We start from the raw sequence: 21,506 nt of genomic DNA on the forward strand, positions 1-21,506 counted from the left end.
GATGGGGTCGGAGGCCGTCGCCGGCCGAGCGGTAGGCTCGCCGCCCGTATGGCAGGGCTGAGGCAGCAAGGGGGCGGAGCCGTGGAGCTCACGGTGCATTGGTCGGATCTGTGGGTGCCCGCTTCGATGATCGTCCTGAGCGTCGTCCTCGGCTCGGTGACTCGTCGCAGACGGCACAAGCGGGCGACAGCAGTCAGGCGGGGCTCGCGGACTCACTGGGAATGGCTGCCGTTCATGTTCGGCGTGGCCACGGCGCTCGGGGAGCTGTCGATCCTTCTCGAGCTGTCCGATTCCTGGACGACGATCATCGACATGCTTGCCCGTGCGTTCGCCCTCACCACTGTGTTCATGGTCTTCAGGGCGGTCTTCATCCTGTTCATGCGCGGCACCCGACGGGCGTTCCGGCGTCGAGAAGCGAACGCCGGCACGCCTGCGGGCCTGGAGTAGGAGGGGGCGGTCCCGTGGGGTTCGACGCGGAACGGGCAGCGCGTGTCGCTGTCATGCAGGAGACCGCCCGGCCCTTCTGGGAGGCGACCGGCGACACCGACGCACTCCAGCAGATCCTCAAGGACCACGGGTGTGACGGAGTGGAAGCCGTGGTCGTGACCATGAACCTGCTGAACTGCGGCCTCGCCGAAGCTCAGCGGGCCTTCTTCGCTGCCCCATGCCGTGACGCCGAACGCCGCCTCCACAACCACGCCCTGGGCCTGCTCGAGCGGGCCGTCGATACCGACGTCTGACGGCACCAGCGGCTTCAAGGATCCCCGCTTCATGGCCTGGCGGCCCGGCGAGGACGCCTTCGAGGACCTGTGACAGCCGGCCGGCGGCTCGTCTCACAGGTCCGTCCCGCCGCTCACCTCCACGTACTGCCCCGTCATCCAGCGCGAGTCCTCCGACGCCAGGAACGCCACCACGTCGGCCACGTCGGCAGGCGCGCCGATGCGAGCGAAGGCCGAGCGCGCCGCCAGAGCGGCTCGGGCCTCCGGGGTCGTACGACGACGGGCGTTCATGTCCGTTTCGATGAAGCCGGGGCCGATCGCGTTGACCGTGATGCCGCGCGGGGCCAGTTCCTTCGCCAGGCCCAGGGTCATCGTGTCCAGCGCGCCCTTGGACATCGCGTACGCCAGTGATTCCGGGAAGGCCCGGCGGGAGGCCAGCGATGAGATGTTGATGATGCGGCCGCCCTCCCGCAGCCGCGGCAGCGCCTGTTGCACCAGGAAGAACGGCGCCTTCGCGTTCACCGCCATCATGCGGTCGAAGATGTCGGACGTCGCCTTCTCCAGCGGGCCCGAACCGCTCGTTCCCGCGTTGTTCACCAGGATGTCCAGTACGGCCGCCCCGGGCCTTCCGAGTTCCTCTTCCAGGCCGGCGTCGAACGCCGAGAACACCGCCTCCGCGTCCCCCGGTACCCCGAGCCGCGCCCCCACCGCGAACGCGCGCCCGCCCGCCTCCCGGATCTCCGCCACGACCTTCCCCGCGGCGTCCTCGCTGTGCCCGTAGTGCACCGCGACCAGCGCCCCGTCGCGGGCCAGGCGCCTGGCGATCGCCGCGCCGATGCCCCGGCCCGCGCCCGTCACCAGCGCCACCTTGCCCGCCAGGGGGCGTTCGGCTGTCACCGAGACTCCACGTGCCGGGTCCAGAAGTCCTCGTCCACCACCTCGTCCACGAACCAGTGGTCCACCGCCAGCATGTCCAGGTGGTGCAGGAGACGCGGCTGGTCCCGCAGTCTCACCCGAGCCTCCTCCACCGTGAGTGGAGCGCCCGGCAGGGGGTGGGGCACCAGCCTCGACGCCCTCTGCAGCAACTCCGAAGTCCGGGCGGGGCACGTCCGGTTCACGTTGTGGGCGCCTGTCCAGGTCTTGTCCGAGAGGCCCATCGCCACCACCGCCCTCGCCAGTGCCGTCACCTCCACGTACGAGTGCCGGGCCTCGCAGTCCTTCAGGCCCGCCGACAGCGCCCTGAGCAGGGCCGCCAGGCCCGGTTCCACCCAGCGGTCGCCGGGGCCGAGTACGAGGTGGGGGCGCAGGACGATGCCGCCCGCATCCAGGACATGCCGTTCGGCGGCGGCTCGGGCGCGGCTGGTCGGGGATGCCGGGGCGAGCGGCAGTTCGGACGGGAGGGCTCGGGTGAAGGGGCCCCGGCCGTACACGGCCGCCGTGCTCACGTACACGATCCGGCCGACCCCGGCACGCACCGCCTCCTCGACCAGGGCCTGCGTGCCGTGGTCGTTGACGGCCGTCGTGAGGCGTTCGTCGGAGCCCACATGGGACGCGCAGTGCAGGACCACGTCCACGCCGTCGCAGACACCGCGCAGGGTCGACGGGTCGGTCAGGTCCGCCAGTACCGTCTCGGTCTCCAGGCCTACGTGCCCTGTCTCGCGGAGGACGAGGCGCACATGGACAGGCGCGCTCGACTCCCGCAGCGCCGTCGCGACATGGCCGCCCACGAAACCGCTGCCTCCGGTGACGAGTACGCGTCGTGACAAGGTGACCCTCCCAGGCGATCACCGTACAACCACGGGCGACGTCGCCCCCGTTCCGTAGAGTCCCCTCATCGGAACCGACGGAGGAGTGATCCCGTGCGTCTGCGCTGTGCCCTGCTCGACGACTTCCAGGACGTGGCCACCGGCGTCGTCGACTGGTCGCCGCTCGCCGACGACGTCGAACTCGTGCCGTTCACCACGCACTTCCCGGACGAGGACACACTCGCGGCGGCGCTGGCCGACTTCGACATCGTGGTCACCCTGCGCGAACGTGTCCCCTTCCCCGCCTCCCTCCTCGCCCGGCTCCCCCGGCTGAAGCTGCTGATCGCGTCCGGCATGCGCAACTCGGTCATCGACTACGCCGCGGCCGAGGCGCACGGCGTCACGGTCTGCGGTACGGCCAGTTCCTCGACCCCGCCGGTCGAGCTGACGTGGGCGCTGCTGCTGGGGCTGGCGCGCGGGATCGTCGAGGAGAGCCGGGCGCTGCGGACCGGCGGTCCGTGGCAGAGCACGGTCGGCGCCGATCTGCACGGGCGCCGCCTCGGCCTGCTGGGGCTCGGCAAGATCGGCAGCCGGGTGGCCCAGGTCGGGCCGGCCTTCGGGATGCGGGTCACCGCGTGGAGCCAGAACCTCACCAAGGAGTACGCCGACGAGGTGGGCGTCCATCTGGCTGCCAGCAAGGAGGAGTTGCTGGCCGACAGCGACTTCGTGTCCGTGCATCTCGCGCTCAGCGACCGCACCCGGGGGCTGCTCGGCGCGCCCGAGCTCGCCCTGCTGAAGCCGACGGCGTATCTGATCAACACCTCGCGTGCGGCGATCGTCGACCAGGACGCCCTGCTCGCCGCGCTGCACGAGGGCCGTATCGCGGGCGCCGGTGTGGACGTCTTCGATGTCGAGCCTCTGCCCGCCGACCACCCGATGCGCACGGCTCCCCGGCTGCTCGCCACACCCCACCTGGGGTATGTCTCGCAGGCCAACTACACGACGTACTACGGGCAGGCCGTGGAGAACATCCAGGCCTACCTGGCCGGTTCGCCGGTGCGGCGGCTGCCCTGAGGGGCGGGGCGCCGGTAGACGCCCTCGCTCCGGTGCAGATGGTGCAGGTCCACCAGATAGCGGCGCAGAGTCACATGGTCGATCCGATCGCTGTCCTCGCACCAGGCGCGCAGCTTCGCGTCGACCGTGCGCTCGGGGTACTCCACCCCCGGCTCGAACGTCTGCTCGGCGATGTACTGGAGGACCAGCTTCTTGCGGGCCCATCGGGCGGGCAGCCGTACGAGCCGGCCGTCCCGTACGAAGGTGCGCAGCACCATGTCCGTCCGGCCAGTTCCGCCTGGGTCCGGGTCCCTCCGCTCCGAGCCCCGCGCGCGTGCGCGGAACGTCTCGTAGGCCACCCTGAGGTTCCCGTCCTCGCCTCTGGTCAGCGCGCCCTGTTCCCGTAGGCGGCGCAGGGCCTGGGCCGTGTCCCTCGGGGACAGGCCGGCGGCCTCGCCGACCTCCTCGGGGCTCCCGGCGCCCAGCGCCACGGCGGCGAAGGCGCGGGCCCGGCTCTCCTCGGCGAACAGCCGGATCAGTTCGTCCGGGGTACGGGGTGCGGGTTCCGTAGGCATGGGGGGAGGCTAGTGCGGACCGGCTCGCCCCGCCGAGCGATTTTCCGGCGCCGCCACGGCTACGCGTAACGGTAGATCTTCGAGACGTCCTCCAGGTCGTCCGGCGTCACGTCCCACGGCGGTAGCTTCTGGTGCCGGGCGACGATCCGCCGGTACTGGTCGCTGTCCCGGCCGGGCGGTCGCGCGGGCAGGTAGCGGTGCTTGCGGTGGCGCTGCTGCCAGCGCTGCCACTGCAGGTCGATGAAGGCGTGGACCAGCCAGAAGACGGGGTCGTTGACGGACGCGCCGCCGACCATGTGGCCGCCGACCCAGCGGTGCACGCGGTTGTGGTTGCGCCATGAGTCCCGGCCGCGGCCCCAGCCCTCCAGCTTGTTGCGGAAGCCGCGCGAGGAGGTGGAGTTCCAGGGGGCGACGTCGTAGACCGGATCGTCCAGTGCCTGCTGGAGGTCGCTCTTCGTGGGCAGGTCGATGGGGCCGCGGGAGCGGCCCAGGTCGCGGGTGAGGAACACGCCGTCCGAGACTCCCGCCCGGATCGTCCAGTTGCCGCCGCGGTAGGCGAACGGACCGGTCATCACCTGCCGGTCGCCGGGCCGGCCGTTGCCGCCCAGCAGGTCGTCGGTCCAGGGCACGCCGGTGGCCCGGCGGTCGCGCGTCCAGTCCCAGTACGGCACGGTCACGGAGGAGTCGACGCGGCGCAGCGCGTTCTCCAGGTCGAGCAGGAAGCGGCGGTGCCAGGGGAGGAAGGACGGCGCCATGTGCGCGGCGCGCAGGCCCCGGTCGCCGTCGCCGACGAAGTGCGCGATGTGCAGCCGTACGAACTCGTCGTACACACCGCGCCGCTTCACCTCCAGGAGCGCCTCGACGAAGCGCCGGCGCTCGGTGCGGGTCAGCCGGCTGACGTCCTTACGCACGTACGCCATGCTGCGCCTCCCTGTGCGGGTGCCCGCCGTGGAGGGGGCCGGGGGCGAGGTCGCGGAGTTGTCCGCGCGGGCCCAGTTCGTCGACGGCCGCGCGGGTCGCCTCCAGCGGGGTCCGGTACCAGCCGTAGTGGTCGACCATGCTCAGCCAGGAGCCGTCGGCGCGGCGCATCAGATGCAGGGGGCGGCCGTCGACGGTCACCCGCCATTCCACGGCGGAGGCGGCGGGGCCGCCGAGGGCGACCGGGGCGCCGCGGATACGGCGGCCCAGATAGGTCTCGTCGAAGGGGGTGCCGGTGCCCTCTTCCGGGGTGGGGTGCGGGCGGGAGGCGGTGATGAGGGGGGCCAGCGTCACGACGGCGGAGGTGAGCAGCCAGCGGGCGGCCTCTCTGCGGGTGCGTGGCACCGGTTCACCGGTCGCGGAGGTGTCCGTCCGCCGCGCCTTCGACGGCTCCTGGCCCGCGCTGAACTCCATGGCTCACCCCTCGTACGGTTCGGCTGTTCGTACGAGTAACAGTCCGGGTCGTCGCGCGGTCACCTCCGGCGCCCGAGGCGGGCCGTGTCGCCCCGGGTGCAGCAATGGTCAGCTTGTCCAGAAATCCCACCAGCGGGTGAGCACGAGCATGCCGACGACCCCGATGTGCAGGACCGGCAGGACCCAGGTGAAGTCGTCCAGGAACGACCGCACGGCCGCGGGCGCGGGCAGCAGGCCGGCGCGGACGACGAAGGACGTGACGTACCAGAAGAGGGTGATGGTGGCGATCCACGCCAGGCAGCACCACAGGCACAGCGCGTTGATCCGGTACAGGGACTCGAACTGCAGCCAGGAGACGAACCCGACCCCGAAGAGGCAGCCCGCCTCGAACGCCAGCCAGTACCAGCGCGGGAAGGCGGCGCCCGCGAGCAGGCTCATGCCGACGCAGACGACGACGCCGTAGGTCACCAGGCCGAGCATCGGGTTGGGGAAGCCGAAGACCTCGGCCTGGTCGCTCTCCATCACGCTGCCGCAGGACAGCACCGGGTTGAGGCTGCAGCCGGGCACGAAGTCCGGGTCCTCGAGCAGCTTGAACTTGTCGAGGGTGATGACCCAGGAGGCGAGCAGCCCGGCCGCTCCGCACATGACGAGCAGCAGGGCGAACGGGCGGCTGCCGCGCGCCCTCGAGTCGGTGGCCATCGCGCGACCCTATCGACGGCCCGGCGCCGGTCCGGCCCGTGGTCACCCGACCGGCCGACCCGGTGCGGGCCGGCCGCCCGATCGAGCGATGCCCGGCGGGGTCAGCGGTGGACGCGCACGTAGTCGACGCCGAAGGTGATGGGGGCCGGGCCGCGGGGCGCCGGGTGGTGCTCCCCCGCGCACAGCGACAGGTTGAGGATCAGATACGCCGACCAGTCGCGGCCGACGCCCGTGTCGTCGGCGTAGACGCGCTCGCCGTTGACGAACCACTCGACGCACCGCTCGCCGTAGGTCGTGCCGACGGTGACCCAGGTGTCCGGGGCGATGGCACCGCCGTCGGTGTGGTAACTCGTCGCGCCGAGCACGTGGTTGGACAGCTCCAGCAGGTGCGGGTTGTCGGGGTGGTACTCGAAGGAGTCCACCTCGTTGGCGCCGTCCTTCCAGGTCCACAGGGCCGGCCAGGCCCCCGTGGCGGAGGGCAGCAGGACGCGGGTCTCGATGTGGTCGCCGGTGCGGACCTGGAAGCCCTCGGCGGAGTACTCGGTGGTGAGCAGGCCGGTGCGCCAGGCGGGCAGGCCGTTCTCCAGGGTGCGGCCGCAGGGCGCGGCGGCGAACGTCGCCACCGAGTCGCAGACGGTGACGCAGTGCGGGTCGAGCCAGTCGAGCTTGTTGTCGTCGGGGTTGTGGTCGCAGTAGCGGTAGGCGCTCGTGCGGTCGCCGACCCATCGACGGCCCCAGTCGATCGGGGCGTCGAACTCCTCCGCCCAGACGAGGGTCCGGGCGGGGTTCCGGGCGGAGTTCCGGGGCGCCGTGAACTTGACACCCTCGGTGATCATGGTGGCGAGCGCGCTGAAATTCAGCTTTCCGATCATACAGGTGGTGTACCAGAACTAGGGGCACCATACGATGAATTGATTCGCGGACCAGATGCCAATCCCTCCGAATGCCTCTGCGTATTGCATTCTTCACCCCGACCGATTTCACGCGTATGGAGCAACGGGCCGCATTTTTGCCGCATGGGGGCTGCTATGTTCTCCAACCGTTGGATCAGAGGTACTTTCATGCGAGGTGAATCATGAAGAAGGCAGTTTTCACCACTGCGGCGTTGGCTATCGGTGCGGGTCTTGTGGGCGGTGCGGCCGTCGCGGCTTCGGCCGTCGGCGGGGGTTCCGGCTCGACGGCCGGGCCGCTCGGGCTGATGTCCCCCACCAAGGTCTCCCCGGCGGTCCTGCCGGCCACCGATGTCGTGACGCGGCTGGCCAAGGAGGGCAAGGTCGCCAACGGCACCGCGTTCGACCAGAAGTCCGGCTCGGTGTCCGGCATCTACCTGGACGGCATGGACCCGAACGCCGCCAAGCGGCCCACCATCCCGGTGAAGAACCCGGCGGGCAGCGGCTCCGTCGAGGTCCACCCGCTGAAGGCGCCCACCTCCGCCGGACTCGGCAGCCTGCTGCCCAAGAAGTGACGGCCCGGCCTACTCACCCGTCGGCAGGCCCGGCGAAAGCCGGCTCCGGAATTCTGCGACTCTGATCCGGTTCCCGGCGGCCGACGTGCGGCGGGCAGGCCCGGACGCCGGATCCGGAGGCAGAATTCCGGCTCCGTGGACGTCGGGCCCGCCGGCCGACCGGCACCCCGTGAACCAACTCTCCGGCCCACCGGCCCTCCCCTTGCCGGTGGGCCGGACGCATGTGCCCCGGCGGCCGTGAACGAAGGACTTTTCGGGCTCCGGCGGCAATAGCGCAGACGACCCCGGAATGAGCCTAAAGCGGACTGCGAGCACCGGCGCGCTCATTGCGCCATCCGAAGGAATCTCTGCGCGTTTGATTGTTCTCGCCGTGACTTATGCATGCATATACGGGTTTCCTTTTCGTAAGCGTGCGCAACCGTGAATTCAGGAAGGAACCGAGTTGCCCAGGAAGTTCGCGGTCATCACGGCCCTCGCCCTCAGCACCGTCGTCGGCAGCGCCGGCATCGCCTCCGCCGGCGGCTCCTACGGCGGCGACGGGTCCAAGAGCAGCTCCAGCACCACCGTCAAGGGCGGGAGCGGCTTCTCCTCGTCGCCGGTCGTCGTGAACGCGCCGCAGCAGGGCGTTCTGATCGCCAACGGCACCCTCGTCGACCTTCGCTGCGCCGTGCCGTGGTCCAACGGCGCCGTCCTCGGCGGTGTCGTCGCGCCCAACTCGCACTACGTCGGCTGCAACACCGGCAAGGTCGAGCAGGGCCGCAAGGCCGTCCGCGGCGGCGGCCTGCTCTTCTGACTCCTGCTCCGACCGCGTCGTAGCAGGCAACACCACAACGCAGCCAGGAAAGGCTCAGCACATGCGCAACAAGGTTACGGCCATTTCCGCGGTCGCCGCGGGCATCGTCCTCGCGACCGCCGGCTCGGCCGCGGCCGACAACGACACCACCACCGTCAAGGGCGGTAGCGGTTTCTCCTCCTCCCCGGTCGTCGTGAACGAGCCGCAGCAGGGCGTCATCGTCCTCAACGGCACCGCCGTCGACGGCCGTTGCATCGCCCCCTGGTCCAACGGTGCCGTCCTCGCCGCCGTCATCGCCCCCAACTCGAAGTACGTCGGCTGCAACACCGGCACCGTCGAGCAGGGCCGCGGCTCGTACCACAAGGGCGGAATCCTTTTCTGACCCCTGCTCCGAGCATTTCGCAGCAGGTAAACCCACACGCAGCCCGGAAAGGCTCAGTACATGCGTAACAAGGTTACGGCCATTTCGGCCATCGCCGCGGGCATCGTTCTCGCGACCGGCGGCTCCGCCGCGGCGGACAACGACTCCACCACCGTCAAGGGCGGTAGCGGTTTCTCCTCCTCCCCGGTCGTCGTGAACGACGCGCAGCAGGGCCTGGCCGTCGTCAACGGCACCCTGATCGACGGTCGTTGCATCGCCCCGTGGTCGAACGGTGCCGTCCTCGGCGCCGTCATCGCCCCCAACTCGAAGTACGTCGGCTGCAACACCGGCAAGGTCGAGCAGGGCCGCGAGTCGGTGCACGTCGGCGGCCTGCTGTTCTGAGCGGTCCGTTCTGAGCACAGCTTCTTCCGAGGCGGTCCCCGGTTCTCCGGTGGGCCGCCCTCGGCATGTCCGGGGGACGTTGTGCCACATGCCGAAGGGCCGGCTCCGTGGGTACGGAGCCGGCCCTTCGCGACGCGCCGGACGACGCGCCGAGGTCACCTGTTGAGCGGGAGCCCGCCGAGCAGCTTGCCGTCGACCGGGTTCGGCAGCGTGCCGCCGAAGACCGGCGTCTTCACGACGCCGGAGTCCTTGACGTTGGACTTCACCTTCTCCGCCGTGCGCTGCACGCCCTTCGTGGCGGAGGGAAGGCTCCGGGTGACCGCCGAGCCGTTGTCGACCAGGCCGCTCCCGGGCATGTTCACGGCGGAGGCGGGAACAGCGGCGCCGGCGATCGCGAGCGATCCGGCGACCACGGCAGCAGCCTTCAGGTTCTTCATCATGTGCCTTTCCAGGTGAATCCGTTCGTGGTTCTCCCGGGCTAACGACACGGGAACTCGGCGGAAACCCCGCAGTCGTCAAGTTCCCGGAACTCATACGAAAAGACCCGTCGGGCCGGCGGGGGCCGGTCCGACGGGCCGTGAGATCGGCGGCTGCTTCGCCTCAGGCACCGGTCCCGGTCTCGGCGGACGGCAGGCCGGGCAGTCGCGCGGCGGGCAGGCCGCGGTCGAGCAGGGTGGCGACGGAGACGTCCACGAGCTTCTTCACCACGTTGTCGGCCGCCGGGTCCACCTGCTCGCCCTTGTCCGCCAGCAGAGCGGCCAGGAGGCCGTCCACGGCCTTGCCGAGCGCGTCGAGGGCGCCCGACGTGAGGCCGGTGGTGTCGGTCGTGTCGGTCGTGTCAGTGGCGTCGGCGGCGTCGGCGGCGTCGGTGAGCGCCTCCTCGCGGTCCGCCGCGGCTTCCCTGCGGGCCTCTTCGGCCTCCGCGCGGGCGGCCGCCACCTCCTGCGCGGCCTCGGCGAGGGCCTCCTCGCGGGCCTGGGCGACGGCCTCCCGGGCCGCGGCGGCGAGCTTCTTCGCCTCCGCCGCGGTGAGCGGGTCGTCGTCCGCGGCGAGGGCGGAGTCCAGCAGCCGGGTCACGGGGGTCAGGACGGTGCCGAGGCCGGCCAGCGCGTCGGTCTGGTCACGCAGCGCCGCCCGCCTGTCGGCGGCCGTACGGGAGGCGGGACGGGTGTCGTCGGGGCCGGCGGCGAGGGCCGGCGCCACCGCACCCAGGAGGAGTGCCGCGCACAGGGCCGAGGTGGCGATGCGACGGGTGGTCGGAGCAGGCAAGGGATTTCCCTCCGGCGAGATTTCGGGGTCGTGCGCCCACCGTCTCCGCCGGGGACCCGGCTGTCGAATTCGGCGGCCCCGAACAGGGCACGGGACCTGCTGATCGGGTGGACACCGGAAACCACTCCGTACTACGGCTCCAAACGGGTGGTCCGCGCGGGAAACAACTCGGGAAACGGGTCTGCTCCACCATCGCCGACCCTATCGGCGATAAATATGGATAAGTGGCTGGCGCTGTTCATCTCATGTGTCCGGAAAGCCGTTTGGACCACGCAGTCCGGTGAACAGCTGCGGAATCGTACAGCGGGACGCGCCACACATCGTCGTGTTACTGGTTCGGACTCTTTTCTGCGGAAGGGCAGCCTCGGTCATGCGCGTGGTGCCGCACATCCTGCATGTCGCCCAGCCCGTCGAGGGCGGGGTCGCGCGGGTCGTGACGGACCTGGTGGCGGCTCAGCTCCGCTCCGGACTACGGGTGACCGTTGCCGCGCCGCCCGGCGGCACCCTCACGGACTCTCTGACCTCGCTCGGGTGTGCCGTACGGCCGTGGGACACGACGCGGGCCCCGGGGGCGCGGCTGCCCGGTGAGGTGCGGCGGCTGGCGCGGCTGGTGCGCGAGGTGCGGCCCGATCTGGTGCACGCGCACAGCGCGAAGGCGGGGCTGGCGGCACGTCTGGCGGTGCGGGGCGCCCTGCCGACCGTGTTCCAGCCGCACGCCTGGTCGTTCGAGGCCGCGGGTCCCGTGGTGAACCGGGCGGCGCTGGGCTGGGAGCGGTTCGGGGCGCGGTGGGCGGCGCGGGTGGTGTGCGTGAGCGAGGGCGAACGGCGCACCGGTGAGCGGCGTGGTGTCCGGGCGGTGTGGCGAGTGGTCCCCAACGGCGTGGACACCGCCAGGTTCCGGCCGGAGGGCTCGCGTGCGGACGTGGAAGGCGCACCGCTGGTGGTGTGCGTGGGCCGGCTGTGCCGTCAGAAGGGGCAGGACGTGCTCCTCGGGGCGTGGCCGGAGGTCGCGAGAAGTGTGCCTGGGGCCCGGCTGGTGCTGGTCGGTGACGGGCCGGACGGGGAGCGGCTGCGGCTCGCCGCGCCCGCGTCGGTGCGGTTCGCGGGGGCCGTGGCGGACGCCGCGCCCTGGTACCGGGCCGCCGATGTCGTGGTGCTGCCGTCGCGCTGGGAGGGCATGGCGCTGGCGCCGCTGGAGGCCATGGCGTGCGGGCGGCCGGTCGTGGTGACGGACGTGGACGGGGCCCGCGAGAGCCTGCCGCCCGAGTCCCGCGCGGCGTGCCTGGTGCCGCCGGACGACCCCGGTGCGCTGGGCCGGGCACTCACGGCGCTGCTGCTCGATGCGCCGCTGCGCTCGGAGCTCGGCGCGCGGGCCCGGGCGCACACGCTCGCCGCCCACGATCTGCGGCGCGCCACGGACGCCGTGACCGACGTGTACCGCGAACTGCTCGGTGGTCCCACCGCGCCGGTCGTCGGACCTTACGAGGGCAGGAAGTGCATCACCACATGACCGCGGAAAGCTTCGTCGCCTCGCCCGCGGGGCAGCACCGGGCGCCCGAGGGCGCCCTCTCCGTTCCGGCCCCCGGTGGGCTCCCGGGCGGGCACGGTCCGGCCGCCGGGCGCGGGCCGCGCCGCAGGCGGCCGGACGCGCGGCTGCCGCTGTGGCTCGCCGACGGCGGCGCGGTCCTCGTGGGGGCGCTGGCGCTGCCCGCCGCGCACCGGCATCCGCTGGTCCTGGCCCTGCTGGCGCTCGGGGTGTTCGCGCTGAACCGGCGGGCCTCGCTGTACGACGTCTCTCTCATGCCGGGGGCGCTGGACGACGTGCCGGCGGTCTGCGGCCGGATCGCCGTCGGCTGGGCGGTGGCGGCGGCGCTGTCGCCGCTGCGGTCGGTGCCGCCGTCGGTGCTGCTCACCGTGGTCGCCGCGCACTGTGCGGCGGCGTGCGCGGGCCGGGCGGTGGTGCTGGGGCTGCGGCGCCGCGCGCTGCGCCGGCGGCCCTGTCCGGCGCTGGTCGTCGGCCCGGTGGTGACGGCCCGGCAGGTGGCCGCCGCGCTGCTGCGCCGCCCCGAGTGCGGGGTGCGGCCGGTCGGGCTGGTCGCCGAAGGCCCGGACGCGCTCGATGAGATGGCCGACGAGACGGGGCTGCCGGTGTTCACGACGGCGCTGGAGGCGCGCCGGGCCGTGGGCCGCGACGGGGTCGGGGCGGTTCTGGTCGTGGGGGCCGCAACCCGCGTGGAGCGGGCGTCGGTGCTGCGAGGGCTGGCCGCGTCCGGCTGTGCGCTGTGGGAGCTGGACGCCGACCGGGGGCCGTACACGGTGGGTGGCCGGGCCGGGCATCTGGCCGGGTTCCCGCGCCGGCCGCTGCGGCGGGAGGACGGGCGGAAGCCCGGCGCGGGCCTGAAGCGGCTGCTGGACGTGGCGCTGTCCGGTGCGCTGCTGGTGCTGACCGGCCCTGTGCTGCTGGGGTGCGCGCTGGCGCTGCGGTTCATGGACGGGCCCGGTGTCGTCTTCCGGCAGGAGCGGATCGGGCGGGACGGGCGGCCGTTCACGATGCTGAAGCTGCGCACGCACCGGCCCGCCAGCGAGCACGAGGCGGCGACCCGCTGGAGCGTGGCGAACCAGCAGGACATGAGCCGGTTCTGCCACTTCCTGCGGCGTACCTCGCTGGACGAGCTGCTCCAGTTGTGGAACGTCTTCCGCGGAGACATGAGCCTGGTCGGTCCGCGGCCCGAACGGCCTTACTTCGTGGCGCAGTTCAGCCAGGCGCACCCCGGCTATCCGGAGCGGCACCGGATGCGCACCGGGATCACCGGGCTGGCGCAGATCAACGGGCTGCGCGGCGACACCTCGATCGAGGACCGGGCCCGCTACGACAACGCCTACATCGACGACTGGTCGCTGTGGCAGGACGTCTGCGTCCTGCTGCGCACGGCGGCCCAGTTCGTCCGGCCGACGGGGAGCTGAGGCACCGATGACCACGTCCCCCGCCGTCCTGACCCGGACCACCCCCGCGCGGCCGGTGCCGCCCCGGCTGCGCCCGGTCCTGCCCCTGCTGCCCGTGCTGCCGGTGGTGGCGATCGTCGTGCTGCTCGGTCTGCCGGTCCGGGCGGGCGGTTCCGTCACGCCCGCGGACGCGGCGTCGGCGCTGGCCGTGCTGTGCGCGCTCGGACAGGCGGTGCTGCGCGGGCGGCGGCTGCCCCGGACGGCCGTGCTGGTGCTCGGACTGCCCGTGGTGGGGATCGCGCTGGCCTCGACGGGCGCGGCGACCCCGGGGGACGCGCTGACCGGACTGGCCCGGCACCTCCAGGTGTTCGTGCTGATCCCGGTCGCGGTGACGCTGCTGGTACGGGACCGGCGCGGGGCGCGGCTGGTGCTGTGGTCGCTGGTCGGCCTGGCGCTGTGGCAGGGCGGGATCGGCGTCAAGCAGTACCTGACCGGGACGGGGGCGTCGTACCAGGGGGCGTTCGTCCGGGCGGTGGGGACGTTCGGGCCTTCCGACGTGATGGGGATGGCGAACGTCGTGGCGCTCGGCATCGTGGCGGCGACCGGTCTCGCGCTCGGCACCCGGTCGGCGCGGCAGCGGCTGGTGGCGGTCGGGTGCGCGGCGGTGCTGCTGGTGCCGCTCGCGGTGTCGTTCAGCCGGGGCGCCTGGATCGCGACGGCGGTGACCTGCGGGATGGTGCTGCTGCTGGCGGGGGTGCGTCGGGCGGCCGGGGTGTTCGCCGCGGTGGTGGCGGCGGCCGTGGTGCTGGTGGGCGGGTTCGGGGTGGGCGCGGCGCAGCTGGAGGAGCGGCTGACCAGCATCACGCGGGTCACGGACGCGCCGGACCAGTCGGTCGTCGACCGGTACACGATGTGGGCGGCCGCGGCGGACATGTGGAGCGCGGATCCGCTGACCGGTGTGGGTCTGAAGGGCTTTCCGGCGCACCGCGACGGGCACGCCTCGCTGGCGCTGTCGTCGGGCAGCGACACCGAGGGCGCCGGGCAGGCGTTCGTACGGCAGCCGCTGCTGTCGCCGCACAACATGTACCTCCTGCTGCTCAGCGAGCAGGGGCTGGTGGGCGTGGTCACGGTGGCGGGCGGCTGGCTGGCGCTGCTGGTGTGCGCGCTGCGCCGGCTGCGGCGCGGCGCCGGGCCCGTCCGGGACTGCGCGCTGGCGGCCTGCGGGCTGCTGATGTGGCAGCTCGTCAACTTCCTGTACGCCGACATCGGCGGGCCCTCGACCGTGCTGACGGCGGTCTGCCTCGGGCTGGCCGCGTGGTGGGCGCTGTCCGGGGACGCGGCCCGGGAAGCGGGGGCCCGGTGAGGTCGGGCGCGACGGAGCAGGCGGACACGGCGGCCGGGAGCGGCCCGCGTCCCGCTGTTCCCGCCCCGGCCGGGGCGCCCCGCTCCCCCGGTGCCGTCTCGGGCCGCTTCCTCGCGCGGGCGACGCTGCTGTCGGCCGCCCTGTCGATGGCCGCCGCGGTGCTCGGCCTGGGCCGGGACCAGGCGCTCGCCCATCTGTTCGGCGCGGGCGCGGAGACCGACGCGTTCCTGGTGGCCTGGACGGTGCCGGAGATGGCGTCGACGCTGCTGATCGAGGACGGCATGGCGTTCGTGCTGGTGCCGGCGTTCAGCCTGGCGCTGGCGCGGCGGGGGCGCGGGACGCCGGGGCCCGACCCGGTGCGCGCCCTGGTGGCCGCCTCGCTGCCGCGGCTGTGTCTGGCGCTCGCCGGGGCGGCCGCGCTGCTCGTGCTCGGGGCGCCGCTGCTGGTCGCGTTCCTCGCGCCGGGGCTGTCCGACCCGTCCCTGGCGGTGGCCTGCACCCGGCTGACGGCGACCTGTGTGCTGAGCTTCGGGCTGGCCGGGTACTGCAGCGCGGCGCTGCGCGCGCACCGCAGCTATCTGGCGCCGGGCGCCATCTACATCGCGTACAACGCGGTCATCATCGCGACGATGGTCGTGCTCGCCGCGCGCTGGGGGGTACGGGCGGCGGCGCTCGGGGTCGCGCTCGGCGGCTGCGCCATGGCGCTCGCGCAGGCGCCCTCGCTGTGGCGGCGCCTGGCGCGGCGGCCCGGCGGGAGCGGTGTCCCGCAGGCGGCGGGTGCGGGCCGGGACGGCGGGCCCGGCGTCACGCGGGCGGCGGGTGCCGACCGGGACGGCGGGCGGGCGTTCACGGTGGGGCTGGTCTGCGCGGTGCTGCTGTTCGCGGTGGGCCGGCAGTCGCAGGTCCTCATCGAGCGGTACTTCGCGTCCGGACTGCCGGCCGGGGCCATCTCGCACCTCAACTACGCGCAGAAGGTGGCCCAGTTGCCGATGTCGCTCGCGATGATGGTGTGCGTCGTGACCTTCCCGGTGGTGGCGCGGGCGATCGCCGAGGGCGACGTCCGGCGGGCCCGGGACCGGGTCGAGCGGGACCTGGCGCTGATGGCCTGCCTGGTGCTGCTCGGCACGAGCGTGGTGGTGGCCTGCGCGCCGGGGATCGTGCAACTGCTCTTCCAGCGGGGCGCGTTCACCGCCGGGGACACCGCCGCGACCGCCGCCGTGATGCGGGTGTACGCGCTCGGGCTGCTCGGGCACACCCTGGTGGGCGCGCTCGTGCGGTCGTACTTCTCGACGGGCCGCGCCAGTTGGTACCCGCCGGCCGTCATGGGCATCGGCGTGGTCGCCACCATCGGGCTGAGCGCCTGGGCCGTGGGGCCCTGGGGGGCGCGCGGGATCGCCGGCGCCAACGCGGCCGGCATCACCCTGACCGCGCTGCTCCTGCTGCTCGGCCTCGGCCCGCAGTCCGTGCCCGTGCGGATCCCCCGGGTCGCCGGCGCGCTGGCCCGCCCGGTGGCCGCCGCCGTGGGCGCCACCGCGGCCGGGCTGGCCGGCGCCGGTCTGGCCGACGGGCCCGCGGCGTCCACCGCCGCCGGCTGCGCCTGCGCGAGCGTCGTGTTCCTGGCGCTGGCGTGGCTCCTGAACGCGGCGGGCGTCCGGTCCCTGCCGTTTCCCGTTCCGCATTCCGTCCGCAGCCCCCTCACACGAAAGCTCCGCCATGGTCGCTGACATCTCCGCCGCGCCCCGCGTGGCCGAACCCGTGCCCCAGACCGCCGTCGAGGGCCGCCGCAGGCGGGACTCCGCCGCCTGGGTGGCCATGTACCACTCGGTCTCCACCTGCCCCGACGACCCGTACGACGTGACCGTGACCCCGGCCCGGCTGGAGCGGCAGCTCGGCTGGCTGGCCGGGCGCGGGCTGCGCGGGGTGAGCGTGCGCGAGCTGCTCGAGGCCCGGGACCGGGGCACCGAACGCGGCCTGGTCGGGCTGACGTTCGACGACGGCTACACCGACTTCGTCACCGAGGCGGTGCCCGTGCTGCGCCGCCACGGCTTCACGGCGACGGTGTTCGTGCTGCCCGGGCTGCTCGGCGGCGCGAACGTGTGGGAGCGGACCGGCCCCCGTAAACCGCTGCTGGACGAGGACGGGGTGCGGCGGGCCGCCGCGGCCGGGATGGAGGTCGCCTCGCACGGGATGACGCACCTCGATCTGACCCAGGCCCCGGACGACGTGCTCCGGCATGAGGTGGCCGGGAGCCGGCACGTCCTCGCCGACCTGCTCGGCGAGGACGTCGCCGGGTTCTGCTACCCGTACGGTCACCACGACGAGCGGGCCGTCGACGCCGTGCGCATGGCCGGGTACCGCTACGCCTGCGCGATCGCGCCCTCCCCGCTGGGCCGTGGCGACCTGGTGCTCCCCCGTATCCACATGGGGCAGGCGGACGGCTCGCTCCGGCTGGAGCTGAAGCGACGGCTGGCCCGCGTCTACGGCCGGGCGCTGGAGGCGGCGTGAGGGTCCTGCACGTCATCACCGGCCTCGGCGTCGGCGGCGCGGAACAGCAGCTGCGGCTGCTGCTGCGGCACCTCCCGGCGCGCTGCGACGTGGTGACCCTGACCAACCCCGGTCCGGTGGCCGCCGGTCTGGCCGCCGACGGGGTGCGGGTCGCCCATCTGGGGATGGGCGGCAACCGGGACCTGGAGGCCCTGCCGCGGCTGACCCGGCTGATCCGGGGCGGCGGCTACGACCTGGTGCACACGCATCTGTACCGGGCCTGTCTGTACGGGCGGCTCGCCGCGCGGCTCGCCGGGGTGCGGGCCGTCGTGGCCACCGAGCACTCGATCGGCGCGACCCGTCTGGAGGGGCGCCCGCACAGCGCCGGGGTGCGGGCGCTGTATCTGGCGGGCGAGCGGCTCGGGCAGGTGACGGTCGCCGTCTCCCCGACGGTGGCCCACCGGCTGCGGCGCTGGGGGGTGCCGGGGCAGCGCATCCGGGTCATCCCGAACGGCATCGACGCGCCCCGGTTCCGCTACGACGAGGTGCGCCGCAAGGAGGCGCGGGCCTACTACGGGCTGCCCGAGGACGCCTACGTCGTCGGCGGTGTGGGGCGCCTGGCGCCCGGCAAGCGGTTCGGTCTGCTCGTGGCCGCGCTGGCCCAGCTCCCGGACGACGTACGGCTGTTGCTGGTCGGTGGCGGGCCCGAGGAGGCGGCGCTGCGCCGGGCCGCCCGCGAACTGGGCGTGGAGGACCGGCTGGTGCTCACCGGTGAGCGGCCCTGTCTGCCCGATCCGTACGACGGGGCGCCCGATCTGCCCGGTCTGCTCTGCGCGATGGACGTGCTCGCCTCACCGTCGCCCGAGGAGTCCTTCGGGCTGGCGGTGCTGGAGGCGCTGGCGGCTGGGCTGCCCGTGCTGTACGCGAGCTGCCCGGCCGTCGAGGACCTGCCGGCGCGGGCGGTGCCCGGCGCTCGGCGGGTCACCGGCGGGGCCGGGGAGTACGCGCGGGAACTGCTGCGGCTGCGGGCGGCCGGGCCGGGCGAGCGGTGCGCCCCGGACGTCGTGCGGCACTACGACATCGCGCGCACCGCGCGGCAGCTGATGGACCTGTACACGGCCGCTTCGGCCGGCTCGAACCTGGAAGCGAGTTCCTCATGACAGACAACCCCGCCGAGCGCGCTCCGCTGTGGGACCGGGCCCGGACCCGGCTCGGACGGCTGCCCGTGTGGGCGCTGGTGCCCGCCGCCGCACTGACCGGTGCCCTGGCCGGCGGCGCGTACGGGCTGGTGAAGCCCGCGCAGTACACGGCGACCAGTTCCGTCGTCGCCGTGCCGAACGGCACGACCGAGGCCGACTGCACCGACGCGCTCGGGTTCGCCCAGGCGTACGGCCGGGTCGCCACGCAGCTCGCGGTGCTCGGGGACGCCCAGATGTGGGCGGGCGTCCCGGTGTCGACGCTGCGGGACAGCGTGGAGGTGGCCACCTCGCCGGACGCGCCGATGGTCGCGGTGTCGGCGACGGCGGCCAGCCCCGGACAGGCCGTCGACATCGCGAACGCGGTGACCCGCGCGCTCGTCAACGAGGCCGGCTACGCCAAGGAGCGCACCGGTATCCGCCTGGAGAACCTCTCCCGTGCGCTGCGGCCGAGCGAGCCGTCGTCGGCGTCGCCGGGGCTGACCGCGCTGGTGGGCGCGAGCGCCGGCGGGCTGCTCGGGGGGCTCGCGCTGCTGGCCCGGCCGCGCCGGCGGCCCGGTGGGCCGGGCGAGGACGACGACCTGGGACGGGCCTCCGTTCCCGGGCCCGCCGGTGCCGCCGACGCCCAGGAGACCCGCGGATGACCGCGTCCGCCCGAAGGCTCACGGTGGAGGTGTGCACCGACGAGCACACCTTCGCGGGGCTGGCCGAGCCGTGGGGGCGCCTGCACCGGGCGTGCCCGTCGGCGACGGCGTTCCAGAGCCACGCCTGGCTGCACTCCTGGTGGCTGTCGTACGGCACACCGGGCCGGCTCCGCCTGGTCCTGGTGCGCCGAGGCGGTGAACTGGTGGCGGCGGCGCCGCTGATGCGGGTGCACGGCCCGCTGCCCGCGCTGGTGCCGCTCGGCGGTGCCATCACCGACTTCTGCGATGTGCTGGTCGACGAGTCGGCGGGGGTGCCGGCCGCGGCGGCGCTCGCGGACGCCCTGGCCGACCTGGCCCGCACCGCGCTGGTCGACTTCCGCGAGGTGCGGCCGGGCGGTGCGATGGAGCGGGTGTTCCTGTGCTGGCGCGGTCCGCGGCGGCGGCTGCGGGACTCGCTCTGCCTGGAACTGCCCGCGCTGCCCCTGGAGGACCTGGTCGGGCGGCTGCCGACGGGCCGGGCCCGGCGGATCCGCAGCAAGGTCAACCAGCTGTCCCGGCTGGGCGTGCAGTGGCGGGTCGTGCCGCACGAGGAGACGGAGGCCGCGCTGCGCCGGCTCCTGGAACTGCACCGGCTGCAGTGGCAGGGCCGGCAGGTGTCACCCGAGCATCTGCGGCCGCGGTTCATGGAGCACCTGGTGCGCGCGGCGGTCCCGCTGGCCCGCTCCGGGGAGGCGGCGACGACGGAGTTCGTGCTGGACGGCTCGGTGGTGGCGGTCAACATCTCGCTGCTGTCGGGCGCGCTGGCCGGCATGTACCTGTACGGCTTCGACCCGGAGCTGCGGCAGCGCCGGGTGGACGTGGCGACGATGCTGCTGCACGGCGCGACCGGGCACCTCGGCTCGGGCGGGCTGCGCACGCTGAGCCTGCTGCGGGGCGCGGAGCCGTACAAGTACCGCTGGCTGCCGACGACCGTCGTCAACCAGCGGTACCTGCTGGCCCGGAACCGCACCGCGCCGCTGCTGGGGGCCGCGCTCGCGGAGGCGGCGGCACGGCGGCGCGCCAAGGAGATGCTGCGCAGGGAGGCCGAACCGGCGGCTCAGCGGTAGCGCTCCGCCCACTGCAGGCACGCGGAGAGCCGGCCGCCGATCTGCTGCTCCAGCCACTTCTCCAGGTCCAGCAGGGTGCAGTGCGGGGCCTGCGCGGGGCTGGGCGCCGGGGCCGGTGTCGCCGCGGCGGCCGGCTCCGGCGCGGGGGACGCGGTCGCCTCCGGCAGCGAGGGGACCGGCCGGGGGCGGGAGTACAGCGGGGCGGACAGCAGGAGGCGGTACAGGGCGGAGGCGCGGGGGTTGTCGGAGCACAGCCACACGCCGTGCGGGCAGTAGTCGGTGATGGTGTTGTAGAGCGGCTTGTGCTGGTCCATCCAGGCCAGCATCCGCAGCATGTACGTGATGTTGTCGCCGTTGCGGAACAGGCCCCACTCCGGGTACGAGATCGGCTTGCCGTGCCGGCGGGCGAAGTCCACGTGGTACTGCAGGCCGTACGGCTCGGAGACCTGCTCGTCGAAGCTCAGGCCGCGCGGCTGGTCGTAGGCGTCCATGCCGATGATGTCGACGACGTCGTCGCCGGGGTAGCACTCGGGCCAGGGGATGGCGTCCACGCCGCGGCTGGGGGCGAAGTCGAAGCGGAAGCGCTGCCCGTCGACCGCGCGCATCACCCGGACGATCCGGCGCCAGTACTGCTTCCAGCTCTCCGGGTCGGGGCCGCAGCGATGCGTGTAGGTGATGCCGTTCATCTCCCAGCCGAGCACGATCACCGTGTCCGGGATGCCCAGGTCGACCAGGCGTTCGGCGAGCGCCTCGAAGTGCTCGTCGAAGGCGCCGGACGCGGCGCGGCGCAGCAGGGTGCGGACGGCGGTGTCGGGGAGACCCCGCTCGTTGCGTTCCATCATCGGTACGTTGAGCACGAGCATCCGGTCGGACTTGGCGCGCCGCCAGGCGGCCCAGCTGTCGAGGAAGCCGTGGCCGCCCTCGATGTTGGTCCACAGATCGCCCGGCAGATAGGTGTGCCCCACGCGGGGCTCCTGGCCGCCGAGCCACCGGCTGAGCTGCTTCATCCGCTGCACTCCGGCGGGCCCGTAGTGCAGATAGGCCCCGAACGCGGGCGCGTGCGCGGGCACTCCGGCCGGGGCGTGCGCACCCCCGGACGACTGCGGTGCGGCGGGCGGCGACGTGGGCTGGGCCACGGGCACCGGGCGGGCCGGGTCGGGGTGGGAGGCGGAGTCCGCCGCGAGGGCCGGGCCCGGTGTCAGGGCCGCCGCGGCGATCACGGCGGCGGTGATCAGCGCCGGTCCTCTCAGGGCGGACCGTCGGCGGTCACGGGCCATGCGTCCTCCTCGGCGGGGCA

General features: G+C 73.6%; 25 protein-coding genes. 15 read left to right on the forward strand and 10 right to left on the reverse strand.

Annotation, left to right across the window (positions count from 1 at the left end; translation table 11 throughout):
- Positions 1-81: 81 nt before the first annotated feature.
- Together DC008_RS11865 and DC008_RS11870 are read left to right on the forward strand one after the other, a co-directional pair.
- A complete protein-coding gene (locus tag DC008_RS11865) occupies positions 82-447 on the forward strand; it encodes a hypothetical protein (protein WP_108706947.1) in 366 nt (121 codons plus the stop codon).
- A gap of 14 nt (positions 448-461) precedes the next feature.
- Complete coding sequence (locus tag DC008_RS11870) at positions 462-740, forward strand: hypothetical protein (protein ID WP_108706948.1); 279 nt, start codon at positions 462-464, stop codon at positions 738-740.
- 93 nt (positions 741-833) lie between these two features.
- Here DC008_RS11870 and DC008_RS11875 read toward each other — a convergent pair whose 3' ends face one another.
- Together DC008_RS11875 and DC008_RS11880 are read right to left on the reverse strand one after the other, a co-directional pair.
- On the reverse strand, positions 834-1,616 hold the full coding sequence (locus DC008_RS11875; protein WP_164492294.1) for an SDR family NAD(P)-dependent oxidoreductase: 783 nt from the start codon (positions 1,614-1,616) through the stop codon (positions 834-836).
- A complete protein-coding gene (locus DC008_RS11880) occupies positions 1,613-2,485 on the reverse strand; it encodes an NAD-dependent epimerase/dehydratase family protein (protein WP_108706949.1) in 873 nt (290 codons plus the stop codon). Before DC008_RS11880 ends, DC008_RS11875 begins: the two co-directional genes overlap by 4 nt.
- Positions 2,486-2,578: 93 nt before the next feature.
- On the opposite strand from DC008_RS11880, the gene DC008_RS11885 reads away from it, so the two are divergent.
- On the forward strand, positions 2,579-3,538 hold the full coding sequence (locus DC008_RS11885; RefSeq protein ID WP_108706950.1) for a D-2-hydroxyacid dehydrogenase family protein: 960 nt from the start codon (positions 2,579-2,581) through the stop codon (positions 3,536-3,538).
- Here the strand turns inward: DC008_RS11885 and DC008_RS11890 are convergent.
- From DC008_RS11890 to DC008_RS11910, 5 genes are all read right to left on the reverse strand, one after another.
- Positions 3,502-4,092: a DUF2087 domain-containing protein gene (locus DC008_RS11890; RefSeq protein WP_108706951.1), complete on the reverse strand. Its 591-nt coding sequence runs from the start codon at positions 4,090-4,092 to the stop codon at positions 3,502-3,504. The two genes, DC008_RS11885 and DC008_RS11890, sit on opposite strands and share 37 nt — an antisense overlap.
- Positions 4,093-4,151: 59 nt before the next feature.
- Positions 4,152-5,012, reverse strand: coding sequence for a tyrosinase family protein (locus DC008_RS11895; protein ID WP_108706952.1), 861 nt, complete (start codon positions 5,010-5,012; stop codon positions 4,152-4,154).
- Positions 4,996-5,484 carry a tyrosinase family oxidase copper chaperone gene (locus tag DC008_RS11900; RefSeq protein WP_108706953.1) on the reverse strand — a complete coding sequence of 163 codons (489 nt, stop codon included), beginning with the start codon at positions 5,482-5,484 and terminating at the stop codon, positions 4,996-4,998. The genes DC008_RS11895 and DC008_RS11900 overlap by 17 nt, the downstream gene beginning before the upstream one ends.
- 108 nt (positions 5,485-5,592) lie before the next feature.
- Positions 5,593-6,183, reverse strand: coding sequence for a vitamin K epoxide reductase family protein (locus DC008_RS11905; RefSeq protein ID WP_108706954.1), 591 nt, complete (start codon positions 6,181-6,183; stop codon positions 5,593-5,595).
- A 101-nt stretch (positions 6,184-6,284) separates the two neighbouring features.
- Positions 6,285-7,055: a LamG domain-containing protein gene (locus DC008_RS11910; protein ID WP_235072874.1), complete on the reverse strand. Its 771-nt coding sequence runs from the start codon at positions 7,053-7,055 to the stop codon at positions 6,285-6,287.
- A 203-nt stretch (positions 7,056-7,258) separates the two neighbouring features.
- On the opposite strand from DC008_RS11910, the gene DC008_RS11915 reads away from it, so the two are divergent.
- The 4 genes from DC008_RS11915 (at position 7,259) to DC008_RS11930 (ending at position 9,204) form a co-directional block, all read left to right on the forward strand.
- Complete coding sequence (locus DC008_RS11915) at positions 7,259-7,648, forward strand: hypothetical protein (RefSeq protein ID WP_244221347.1); 390 nt, start codon at positions 7,259-7,261, stop codon at positions 7,646-7,648.
- 442 nt (positions 7,649-8,090) lie between these two features.
- On the forward strand, positions 8,091-8,441 hold the full coding sequence (locus DC008_RS11920; protein WP_108706956.1) for a hypothetical protein: 351 nt from the start codon (positions 8,091-8,093) through the stop codon (positions 8,439-8,441).
- A 61-nt stretch (positions 8,442-8,502) separates the two neighbouring features.
- Entirely contained in the window at positions 8,503-8,823 is a 321-nt protein-coding gene (locus tag DC008_RS11925; RefSeq protein ID WP_108706957.1) for a hypothetical protein, read from the forward strand.
- Between the two features lie 60 nt (positions 8,824-8,883).
- Positions 8,884-9,204, forward strand: a complete 321-nt coding sequence (locus DC008_RS11930) for a hypothetical protein (protein WP_108706958.1) — start codon at positions 8,884-8,886, stop codon at positions 9,202-9,204.
- Positions 9,205-9,359: 155 nt separating this feature from the next.
- Here the strand turns inward: DC008_RS11930 and DC008_RS11935 are convergent, their stop codons facing one another.
- Positions 9,360-9,641: a hypothetical protein gene (locus tag DC008_RS11935; RefSeq protein WP_108710663.1), complete on the reverse strand. Its 282-nt coding sequence runs from the start codon at positions 9,639-9,641 to the stop codon at positions 9,360-9,362.
- 163 nt (positions 9,642-9,804) lie between these two features.
- Complete coding sequence (locus tag DC008_RS11940; protein WP_108706959.1) at positions 9,805-10,473, reverse strand: hypothetical protein; 669 nt, start codon at positions 10,471-10,473, stop codon at positions 9,805-9,807.
- Positions 10,474-10,843: 370 nt separating this feature from the next.
- Here DC008_RS11940 and DC008_RS11945 point away from each other — a divergent pair, with 370 nt between their 5' ends.
- Genes DC008_RS11945 through DC008_RS11980 form a run of 8 tightly spaced genes read left to right on the forward strand, consistent with a single transcriptional unit; the run spans position 10,844 to position 20,209 of the window.
- A complete protein-coding gene (locus DC008_RS11945; RefSeq protein WP_108706960.1) occupies positions 10,844-11,983 on the forward strand; it encodes a glycosyltransferase in 1,140 nt (379 codons plus the stop codon).
- Complete coding sequence (locus tag DC008_RS11950; protein ID WP_108706961.1) at positions 11,980-13,437, forward strand: exopolysaccharide biosynthesis polyprenyl glycosylphosphotransferase; 1,458 nt, start codon at positions 11,980-11,982, stop codon at positions 13,435-13,437. Before DC008_RS11945 ends, DC008_RS11950 begins: the two co-directional genes overlap by 4 nt.
- 7 nt (positions 13,438-13,444) lie before the next feature.
- Complete coding sequence (locus tag DC008_RS11955; protein ID WP_108706962.1) at positions 13,445-14,779, forward strand: O-antigen ligase family protein; 1,335 nt, start codon at positions 13,445-13,447, stop codon at positions 14,777-14,779.
- On the forward strand, positions 14,776-16,503 hold the full coding sequence (locus tag DC008_RS11960; protein ID WP_108706963.1) for a lipid II flippase MurJ: 1,728 nt from the start codon (positions 14,776-14,778) through the stop codon (positions 16,501-16,503). The genes DC008_RS11955 and DC008_RS11960 overlap by 4 nt, the downstream gene beginning before the upstream one ends.
- The gene (locus tag DC008_RS11965) at positions 16,493-17,284 is read left to right on the forward strand and encodes a polysaccharide deacetylase family protein (RefSeq protein WP_108706964.1); all 792 of its coding nucleotides are present in this window, start codon (positions 16,493-16,495) and stop codon (positions 17,282-17,284) included. Before DC008_RS11960 ends, DC008_RS11965 begins: the two co-directional genes overlap by 11 nt.
- A complete protein-coding gene (locus tag DC008_RS11970) occupies positions 17,281-18,423 on the forward strand; it encodes a glycosyltransferase (RefSeq protein ID WP_108706965.1) in 1,143 nt (380 codons plus the stop codon). The genes DC008_RS11965 and DC008_RS11970 overlap by 4 nt, the downstream gene beginning before the upstream one ends.
- A complete protein-coding gene (locus DC008_RS11975; protein ID WP_108706966.1) occupies positions 18,420-19,103 on the forward strand; it encodes a YveK family protein in 684 nt (227 codons plus the stop codon). Before DC008_RS11970 ends, DC008_RS11975 begins: the two co-directional genes overlap by 4 nt.
- Positions 19,100-20,209, forward strand: coding sequence for a GNAT family N-acetyltransferase (locus tag DC008_RS11980; protein WP_108706967.1), 1,110 nt, complete (start codon positions 19,100-19,102; stop codon positions 20,207-20,209). Before DC008_RS11975 ends, DC008_RS11980 begins: the two co-directional genes overlap by 4 nt.
- On the opposite strand, the gene DC008_RS11985 is transcribed toward DC008_RS11980, so the two are convergent.
- Positions 20,200-21,486, reverse strand: a complete 1,287-nt coding sequence (locus tag DC008_RS11985; RefSeq protein WP_108706968.1) for a glycoside hydrolase family 26 protein — start codon at positions 21,484-21,486, stop codon at positions 20,200-20,202. The genes DC008_RS11980 and DC008_RS11985 overlap by 10 nt on opposite strands.
- Positions 21,487-21,506 lie beyond the last annotated feature (20 nt).

Origin of the sequence: Streptomyces nigra, from assembly GCF_003074055.1 — a bacterium.
Taxonomy (GTDB): domain Bacteria; phylum Actinomycetota; class Actinomycetes; order Streptomycetales; family Streptomycetaceae; genus Streptomyces; species Streptomyces nigra.

Bases quoted from the DNA above. Each gene is read 5' to 3' on its own strand.
- DC008_RS11915 (WP_244221347.1), top strand. From the start codon at position 7,259: ATGAAGAAGGCAGTTTTCACCACTGCGGCGTTGGCTATCGGTGCGGGT.
- DC008_RS11895 (WP_108706952.1), bottom strand. From the start codon at position 5,012: ATGGCGTACGTGCGTAAGGACGTCAGCCGGCTGACCCGCACCGAGCGC.
- DC008_RS11925 (WP_108706957.1), top strand. From the start codon at position 8,503: ATGCGCAACAAGGTTACGGCCATTTCCGCGGTCGCCGCGGGCATCGTC.
- DC008_RS11980 (WP_108706967.1), top strand. From the start codon at position 19,100: ATGACCGCGTCCGCCCGAAGGCTCACGGTGGAGGTGTGCACCGACGAG.
- DC008_RS11905 (WP_108706954.1), bottom strand. From the start codon at position 6,183: ATGGCCACCGACTCGAGGGCGCGCGGCAGCCGCCCGTTCGCCCTGCTG.
- DC008_RS11965 (WP_108706964.1), top strand. From the start codon at position 16,493: ATGGTCGCTGACATCTCCGCCGCGCCCCGCGTGGCCGAACCCGTGCCC.
- DC008_RS11930 (WP_108706958.1), top strand. From the start codon at position 8,884: ATGCGTAACAAGGTTACGGCCATTTCGGCCATCGCCGCGGGCATCGTT.
- DC008_RS11890 (WP_108706951.1), bottom strand. From the start codon at position 4,092: ATGCCTACGGAACCCGCACCCCGTACCCCGGACGAACTGATCCGGCTG.
- DC008_RS11945 (WP_108706960.1), top strand. From the start codon at position 10,844: ATGCGCGTGGTGCCGCACATCCTGCATGTCGCCCAGCCCGTCGAGGGC.
- DC008_RS11910 (WP_235072874.1), bottom strand. From the start codon at position 7,055: ATGATCGGAAAGCTGAATTTCAGCGCGCTCGCCACCATGATCACCGAG.
- DC008_RS11900 (WP_108706953.1), bottom strand. From the start codon at position 5,484: ATGGAGTTCAGCGCGGGCCAGGAGCCGTCGAAGGCGCGGCGGACGGAC.
- DC008_RS11950 (WP_108706961.1), top strand. From the start codon at position 11,980: ATGACCGCGGAAAGCTTCGTCGCCTCGCCCGCGGGGCAGCACCGGGCG.
- DC008_RS11985 (WP_108706968.1), bottom strand. From the start codon at position 21,486: ATGGCCCGTGACCGCCGACGGTCCGCCCTGAGAGGACCGGCGCTGATC.
- DC008_RS11975 (WP_108706966.1), top strand. From the start codon at position 18,420: ATGACAGACAACCCCGCCGAGCGCGCTCCGCTGTGGGACCGGGCCCGG.
- DC008_RS11955 (WP_108706962.1), top strand. From the start codon at position 13,445: ATGACCACGTCCCCCGCCGTCCTGACCCGGACCACCCCCGCGCGGCCG.
- DC008_RS11935 (WP_108710663.1), bottom strand. From the start codon at position 9,641: ATGAAGAACCTGAAGGCTGCTGCCGTGGTCGCCGGATCGCTCGCGATC.